The 7,101-nt window shown below is 62.6% G+C and carries 8 protein-coding genes; 6 read left to right on the top strand and 2 right to left on the bottom strand.

The window, feature by feature from the left end; all coding sequences use genetic code 11:
• Positions 1–3: 3 nt before the first annotated feature.
• From AC3LCN_RS05605 to AC3LCN_RS05595, 3 genes are all read left to right on the top strand, one after another.
• Complete coding sequence (locus AC3LCN_RS05605) at positions 4–753, top strand: COG4705 family protein (RefSeq protein WP_488649085.1); 750 nt, start codon at positions 4–6, stop codon at positions 751–753.
• 131 nt (positions 754–884) lie between these two features.
• Positions 885–1,337: a DoxX family protein gene (locus AC3LCN_RS05600; protein ID WP_488649084.1), complete on the top strand. Its 453-nt coding sequence runs from the start codon at positions 885–887 to the stop codon at positions 1,335–1,337.
• Between the two features lie 9 nt (positions 1,338–1,346).
• On the top strand, positions 1,347–2,078 hold the full coding sequence (locus AC3LCN_RS05595; RefSeq protein ID WP_488649083.1) for a Type 1 glutamine amidotransferase-like domain-containing protein: 732 nt from the start codon (positions 1,347–1,349) through the stop codon (positions 2,076–2,078).
• Here the strand turns inward: AC3LCN_RS05595 and AC3LCN_RS05590 are convergent.
• The gene (locus AC3LCN_RS05590; RefSeq protein ID WP_488649082.1) at positions 2,075–4,189 is read right to left on the bottom strand and encodes an acyltransferase family protein; all 2,115 of its coding nucleotides are present in this window, start codon (positions 4,187–4,189) and stop codon (positions 2,075–2,077) included. The two genes, AC3LCN_RS05595 and AC3LCN_RS05590, sit on opposite strands and share 4 nt — an antisense overlap.
• Positions 4,190–4,239: 50 nt before the next feature.
• Between AC3LCN_RS05590 and AC3LCN_RS05585 the strand changes: the two genes are divergently transcribed.
• Both AC3LCN_RS05585 and AC3LCN_RS05580 read left to right on the top strand, forming a co-directional pair.
• A complete protein-coding gene (locus AC3LCN_RS05585; protein ID WP_488649081.1) occupies positions 4,240–5,196 on the top strand; it encodes a nucleoside hydrolase in 957 nt (318 codons plus the stop codon).
• A complete protein-coding gene (locus tag AC3LCN_RS05580) occupies positions 5,193–6,407 on the top strand; it encodes an MFS transporter (protein ID WP_488649080.1) in 1,215 nt (404 codons plus the stop codon). Before AC3LCN_RS05585 ends, AC3LCN_RS05580 begins: the two co-directional genes overlap by 4 nt.
• 9 nt (positions 6,408–6,416) lie before the next feature.
• Here AC3LCN_RS05580 and AC3LCN_RS05575 read toward each other — a convergent pair whose 3' ends face one another.
• A complete protein-coding gene (locus AC3LCN_RS05575; RefSeq protein WP_488649079.1) occupies positions 6,417–6,632 on the bottom strand; it encodes a CDGSH iron-sulfur domain-containing protein in 216 nt (71 codons plus the stop codon).
• A gap of 104 nt (positions 6,633–6,736) precedes the next feature.
• Between AC3LCN_RS05575 and AC3LCN_RS05570 the strand changes: the two genes are divergently transcribed.
• Positions 6,737–7,101 (top strand): nucleoside 2-deoxyribosyltransferase (locus AC3LCN_RS05570; RefSeq protein ID WP_488649078.1); only part of this gene is annotated, 365 nt, incomplete at its 3' end.

Below are 7,101 nucleotides of genomic sequence, written 5' to 3'. Positions count from 1 at the left end.
AACGTGTTCAGCAAAGTTCCGGAGGTCACCCTCTACTTCTGGGTGATTAAGGTGCTCTGCACCACCGTTGGTGAAACGTTTGCCGATTTCCTCAACACCAACTTTGATCTCGGCCTGACGAACCTTACGCTGATCATGGGCTCGCTCCTGATCGTTGCCCTCTTCTTTCAGTTGCGCGCGAAGCGATACGTGCCGAGCCTCTACTGGCTTGCGGTGGTGCTAATCAGCATCGTCGGAACACTTATTACGGACAATCTCACCGATAACCTTGGTGTGGAGCTTGCAATGACGACAGGTGTTTTCGCGGTTGCCCTCACGGTGAGCTTTGCGGCCTGGTATCGAAGCGAGGGGACGCTCTCCATCCACTCAATCTTTACCGCACGCCGCGAGGCGTTCTATTGGGTGGTAATCCTCTTTACCTTCGCTCTGGGTACGGCTGCGGGCGACCTTGCGGCTGAAACTCTGGCCCTTGGGTACTTTCTCTCCGCGGTGACCTTTGCTGCACTGATTGCGGCCGTCGCGCTGGCCCACAGGTATCTCAAGCTGAACGGGGTGATCGCCTTCTGGTTTGCGTACATTGTGACGCGACCGCTCGGTGCGTCTCTCGGCGACCTCTTGGCTCAGTCGCCGGATAACGGTGGGCTGGGGATCGGCACCGTCGGCACGAGCATCGTGTTTCTAAGCGCCATCCTCGGTACGGTGATCTATCTGACGATGTCAAAGAGGGACATCATTAAACTCCCGCAGGACTAAGCGCCGCGTTGGCCGTGGCCAACGCGCGCTCTTACTCCATAGTTGTGCGCTGATCACACCGCCTCCACCACCTGGTGGGGGCGGTGCTGTTTCTAACGGTCTTGCAGGTTCTTTCCGCGTAGACTGTGCGCATGAAGGCATTAAGAACAGGTCAGCCATCCGAGAACAGTGTGGCCCGTAAGGTTCCCAGAGCTTTGCGCGTCGTCAGTCAAGTCGGACTCGGACTCTTCCTCACCTCTGCCGGTTACAGCCATCTCACCGTGAATCGTCTGGAGTTCCAGGCACAGGTGCCCACCTGGCTGCCGCTCGATCCCGACTTTGTGGTGCTTGCATCTGGAGTCGTCGAAATCCTGCTCGGGCTCTCACTCCTGACGCTTTGGCGTTTTCGCGCCCACGTTGGACTGGTTGCCGCTCTTTTCTTCGTTGCGATCTTCCCAGGCAATATCAACCAGTTCGTGAATCGGATCGACGCATTCGGCTTGAATACGGACACAGCTCGGGTCGTGCGCCTCCTCTTTCAGCCCGTTCTGGTGTTGTGGGCACTCTGGTCGACGGGTGCACTGCGACTCGTACGACGCAGGTAGAGGCACTCCATGACTGAACGTGTTGTCCACCCGGTGAAAGGCGGCCTTGGCGCGATTGCGCTCGTGGGCTCGGGGGAGTATCTCCCCGCGATGGCCGCCTTCGAAGGGCAGCTTCTTGATGATGCAGTGCGTCGGGGGAAGCCACGCCACTACCTGCAGCTCGCTACAGCGGCTGGGCAGGAGGGGGAGAAGAGCCTGACCTTTTGGCGCGAGTTAGGCGCGGCGCAGGGCGAACGAATCGGTGGTCCTACAAGTTTCTTGCCGGTGTTCACGCGAGAGCATGCCAACGACGTAGCCCTCGCAGCTCGCGTAGCCGAGGCCGGCCTGATCTATTTGTCGGGTGGGAACCCTGGATATCTCGCGGCGACCCTCGTGGGGTCGCTCGTTGGTGACGCGATCATGGCGCATGTGCGGAGCGGCGGAGCGCTCGCCGGGTGCAGTGCTGGCGCGATGGTGCTCGGCACTACCGTGCCCACCTTCCGCTTCGGGTCTCGCGCCCCGGTTGCTGGCTTCGATCTGCTCCCCGGCATTCAGGTGATTCCACACTTCAATCGACTCTTTGAGCTCGCGGTCAAGGGTGCCCCGGATTCGACCAAGCACCTCGTAGGGATTGAGAACCTAACCGCACTCGTGCGATGGAGCGGTGCGACGGAGTGGCGAGTGGTGGGTGATGGAGTGGCGCATCTGCTCCGTGGCGGTCCGCGCCGACAGCTCGTGGCGGGGGAGTCGCTCGCCCTTTAGCGCGGCAGGTTTGCAATCACCTGAGCGAGCGCCACGCCGATAGGTGTGGCCAAGTACTTCGCCATCGTCGCGGTGAGATGGTGATTGTCGTGAAACACGATGCGTCCGTCAATGATTGGTGCACAACGATCGCCAGGGCAGAGAGCTCCCGTGAAATCAAAGAGCGGCAAGTTGCGCTGCTGTGCAAGTAGCAAGTCTCGTCCGTAACCCCACGCAGGATAAACGTCGGGTTTCTTCGTGACGCACTTTGCAACGTTGCCCTTGTTTCGTGCAAGGCAGGTTGGAACATTGATGTCGCCATTCGGTGTCTCTGCGAATATAAGCAGTGGGAAGGGGAGCTTGTCGAGCATGCGGCCAATCGCGTCCGCGTAGTATTGCGGCCGCTTCTCATTGGGTTTCCCCTCTTCTCGCGCCTCGGTTTGCGAGAGGATGATGAGTGCCGGCTTCAGTTGTTTGATCTTGTCGATGGCATTCAGCCGCCACTTCGTACACGAGGTGTACGAGTGACCTAGCCGATAGGCGTAGAGCTTCACATCCATGAAGACGCAGTTCACTTTTGCGACTGGAATGATCTCGTAGTTATATGCCTTGCCGATGAGATCAAGTGCGGGCATCCAGTGCAGAGCGTGGCTATCGCCCAAGATGACGATGCGTAGGCCCCCCTTCTTGCCGTAGTAACAGACGGGCACCGTTTCGCCATAATGGTCTCGACTGCATCCCTTATTCAGCACAGTGTCGGCATCGCCCGCCGCTCGCCCGAGCGTCGGCTTGACGTTCGCAGGGACTGCGCCCGTGAGCTGATAGACACTCGTGCCGCCAATCGAGATTGGAGCCCACGGAGTGGGTGAGGAGCTTGCAGGGGCTCTTGAAGCGCTTGGCGATGGGCTTATTACGCTGATACTTGGATCATCGCTTGCACCGGGGTCTGCGGAGGCGATGTCTGGTGCGATACCAATACCTGCAAGTGCGATGACCAAGCTGAAGAGAAGCACTCCGCCCCGGCGCAGCACCGTGCCAGGCACCAGGCTCAGCGCAAACCCCTTGCGGAACGGCTGTTCTATGAAGCGGTACATGAGGGTTGCGACGAGCACTCCGGCAGCAACGGCGGTGATGGTGGTGGTTGGCGTCATCGCAACGCCGAAGTAGGTGGGCAGGATCAAGATTGGCCAGTGCACAAGGTAGAGGCTATAGCTAATGCGCCCAGCGGCGCGCAGCGGCGCGATCGAGAAGAGTGCGCGCATGGCTCGGCCGCCGGTCGCGCTCACGGTGCCACGCAGCCCGATCGTCGCCATGCCGCCAACGAGCGCCGCTGAAGCTAGGCCCGAGAGCGGGCCAGCAAGACCGGGGTACCCCTCTTCGCCAGGGAGGAGGAGGGTGAGTGCCACGATGAGCGCTAGACCGATAGGGGCAAGTGGAATGCGCCGCAGCGCGTTGCTCGCGATCATGCGCGTTTCGAGTAGCGCGAGCAGGCCGCCAGCGGCGAGGCCATAGGCGCGTGTTGGCAGCAGGTAGTAGGCCCAGATCGGTTCCATTGGGGTCAGTAGTGCCGCAGCGGCGGTGGAGCCGATGGCGATCACGGCGAGGGTGATCAGAATCGCGCGACGCTGGCCAATCTTCCAGGCGATGCCGAGCAGGAGCGGCACCAGTAGGTAGAACTGCTCCTCAACGCCAATGGACCAGAGCGGCAGCAGCGGTGATGGCTCGGTGCTCCCGAAGTAATCGACCGCCTGCAGGCCAAACGAGATGTTCGCGGCACCCGCAAGTGCGGCGGCGCCATCCTTTGCGGTGCGTGCCAGGGTCGTCGGGTCATTGAGCAGGGCGACAACGGCAACGGTCAACAGGATCGTTGCGGCAAGGGCGGGGGCGATGCGTCGAATGCGCCGCGCGTAAAATTCGCGAAATCCGATCCCGTTTCCCGCCTCGAGGCGGCGGAGCAGGATCCCCACGATCAGGTACCCCGAGAGGGCGAAGAAGATGTCGGGTCCGAGTGCAGCACCAGGGATCTGCAGTCCGGCGTGCGCCGCCACCACCAACCCCACGGCAAGACCGCGCAGCCCCTCAATCTCGGGACGAAACGGGGTCTCACTCGCCTGGCGGGGGGTGCTCTTCATGCCTGCAGTATGGAGCACGGGGGGAGGGTCGGGTGCGCTAAGGTTCCCGCATGAGTACCGCCGCCAAGCGCCCCACGATGATCGTCGACTGCGACCCAGGGCACGATGACGTGTTCGCGTTGATTGTGGCGAATCACTACGCCAATCTGATCGGCACCACCGCCGTCCACGGCAATGCGCCCCTCTCGCGAACGCTGCCGAACGCGCTGATCGCCTGCGACGTCTTTGGCATCGGTGCCCCCGTCTTCGCTGGTGCAGATCGCCCACTTGTCGCACCGCCGCGCAACGCCCCACATATTCATGGTGAGTCGGGCCTTGGTGGCCCGGAGCTGCCGCCAGTGCGCCGAAGCGCGGAGAAGATGGGCGCAGTCGAAGCCATCATCGAACTCGTGCGTAAGCACGAAGGCGAAGGGGTCTGGCTCGCGCCACTCGGCCCGCTCACAAACATTGCCCTCGCCCTGCGCGCCGCTCCGGATCTCGGGAAGCGCATCGCGGGCATCTCGCTAATGGGTGGTGGCAACCTGCACGGCAACCACACAACACACGGCGAGTTCAACATCTGGGCCGACCCCGAGGCCGCCTCGACCGTCTTCAACTACGGCGGCCCGCTGAAGATGGTCGGCCTCAACACGACGCACCAGGTGGTGATCACCAAAGAGTTCGTGCAGCGCGTTCTAGCCCTCGGCACGCCGAGCGCGAAGTTCGCTGCAGAGCTACTCGACTTTTTCTCAACGACCTACGGCGTGCAGCACGGCACCTACGGCGGCCCGCTGCACGACCCGTGCGCGATCTTTGCCGTTACGCACCCGCACCTCTTTGAACTGCGTGAGAAGCACGTCAGCATTGAGCTGCACGGTGAATTCACCCGCGGCATGACCGTGGTCGACGAGCGACCGATCGTGCAGTCGAAGAAGGAGAAGCCGAACGCCCTGGTGGCGTACGAGCCGAAGTCCGCCGAAATCTTCCAGCTAATCTACGAGGCGCTCGCTACCGCACCGTCGGCATGACCGTCGCGGTCACGCGTCGTCGCCTAGAGACCTCGCTCGTCCTAGGCGTTGGTCTCGGGAGCACCGGCTACATCGCCGCCATCACCATCGCCACGATTGTGGCCAAGCAGTTGTCCGGTGGATCCAGTTTCGCTGGGCTCCCTGGCGCCACGATCGTGCTCGGCTCCGCCGCCGCCTCGCAGCTGCTCTCGCGCTTCATGGTGCATTACGGTCGCCGCGCCGGGCTCGTGCTCGGCTATGGCATCGGTGCCGCTGGTGCGCTCGGCGCTGGCGCCGCCGTGGTGCTCTCCTCGTTCCCGCTCTTTATCGTTGCCACTGCGGCGATGGGCTGCGCCAATGCTGCCAATCAACTCTCGCGATACACCGCCGCCGACATGTACCCGGAGACGGGACGCGCCTCAGCGATCGGCCTTGTTGTGTGGGGCTCAACGCTCGGCTCTATCGTTGGGCCGAACCTGGTCACCCTCTCGGGGAACATTGCCGAAGGGTTCAACCTGCCACGCCTTGCGGGCGTCTATGGCGTACCGATCCTCTTCGTTACCGCAGCGGCGATCCTTACCCTCGTTACCTTGCGCCCTGATCCAGCCACCCTTGCACCTGCGCGTGCGAGCACCATCGGCCGCGCCAGCGCGTCACTCGGCGAGATGCTCGCGCGTCCCCGCATCCTTGCCGCCGTTGTGGCGCTGATTATTGGGCAGGTGGTGATGGTGCTAGTGATGACGATGACGCCGCTGCATATGACCGAGCATGGCCACGGACTCGATGCTGTTGGACTAGTCATTAGCGGCCATACATTCGGCATGTTCGCCTTCTCGCCAATCTCGGGCCGACTCGCCGGCCGATTCGGTACCCCGGCCATCATCGCGGTGGGACTCGCGTTGAGCGCCTTCGCCTCGGTGCTCGCCGCAGTGGCGCCGCCAGATGGCGGCACGATCCTCTTTGCCGCCCTCTTCTTGCTTGGTGTCGGCTGGAACTTTGGATTCGTCGCCGGCTCCGCGCTCCTCACCGAGGGGCTCGACGGCGCCGAGCGCACCACGCTGCAAGGGGCGACCGACGCCATGATCTGGAGTTCGGCCGCCGCAGCCGCACTCGGCTCGGGGATTGTTGTTGCCGCGGCGAGCTACACCGCGCTTGGCCTACTCGGCGCAGCGCTCATCGTGTTCCCAGCGCTCGCGATGCTCCGCGGCCGCGCCGCCCTGCGCCGCTCCTAGCGGCGAGCGTTACGCCTTAGGCGCGCGAACAACGCTCTCGAAGCGCTCCTTATGGGAGCCGTCGCAGAAGGGCTTGTTGGCAGAGTGGCCGCAACGGCAGAGGCCGGCGGCTGGACCCTCGTGCGGAATCTCGTTCCCTTCAACGTCAACGATGGTGAAGTCGCCCTCGACACGGAGTGAGCCGTTGTCCTTGACGGTGATCTTGACCTTCTGTTCGTCGCTCATGGGACCTCCTCTGCGCCTCTCTGGCGGTGTTGCCAGTGCGCTTAGGTTACCCCGCACCCGCAACGCTCTGCCAGGAGGCGTGGCGCGTGCGCAATACTGGCGCTATGAAGATCTATCTCGCCGGACCACTCTTTAGCGATGCCGAGCGCGGATTCCTCGACACAATTGCCGCCCGGTTGCGAACCGAGGGCTTTGAGGTGTTCGTGCCGCACGAGCAGTTCGCCGAACAGAAGTTCCAGCGCTCCGATGGTGACTCCACCGCAGACGAGGTCTACGCCGTGGATCTTGCTGGTGTGATGGGGGCGAACGCGGTCCTGGCTTGGCTTGACGGCACCCAGGTAGATGACGGCACCTCCGTCGAGATTGGCATCTTCAGTCGCCTCGCGGCACAAGATCCCTCCCGATACAAAGGAATCATTGGCCTCAGCACCGACATGCGCGTTGCACGCCGTAAGGGGCTGGTTCCCGC

Origin of the sequence: Candidatus Limnocylindrus sp., assembly GCF_040397215.1 — a bacterium.
Classification (GTDB): Bacteria; Chloroflexota; Limnocylindria; order Limnocylindrales; family Limnocylindraceae; genus Limnocylindrus.
The sequence above is the reverse complement of the archived record's forward strand: the minus strand, read 5'-3'. Positions and strand labels throughout refer to the sequence as shown.

Excerpts from the sequence above, each read along its gene's own strand:
- AC3LCN_RS05600 (WP_488649084.1), top strand. The coding sequence starts at position 885 with ATGAAGGCATTAAGAACAGGTCAGCCATCCGAGAACAGTGTGGCCCGT.
- AC3LCN_RS05595 (WP_488649083.1), top strand. The coding sequence starts at position 1,347 with ATGACTGAACGTGTTGTCCACCCGGTGAAAGGCGGCCTTGGCGCGATT.
- AC3LCN_RS05590 (WP_488649082.1), bottom strand. The coding sequence starts at position 4,189 with ATGAAGAGCACCCCCCGCCAGGCGAGTGAGACCCCGTTTCGTCCCGAG.
- AC3LCN_RS05585 (WP_488649081.1), top strand. The coding sequence starts at position 4,240 with ATGAGTACCGCCGCCAAGCGCCCCACGATGATCGTCGACTGCGACCCA.
- AC3LCN_RS05580 (WP_488649080.1), top strand. The coding sequence starts at position 5,193 with ATGACCGTCGCGGTCACGCGTCGTCGCCTAGAGACCTCGCTCGTCCTA.
- AC3LCN_RS05575 (WP_488649079.1), bottom strand. The coding sequence starts at position 6,632 with ATGAGCGACGAACAGAAGGTCAAGATCACCGTCAAGGACAACGGCTCA.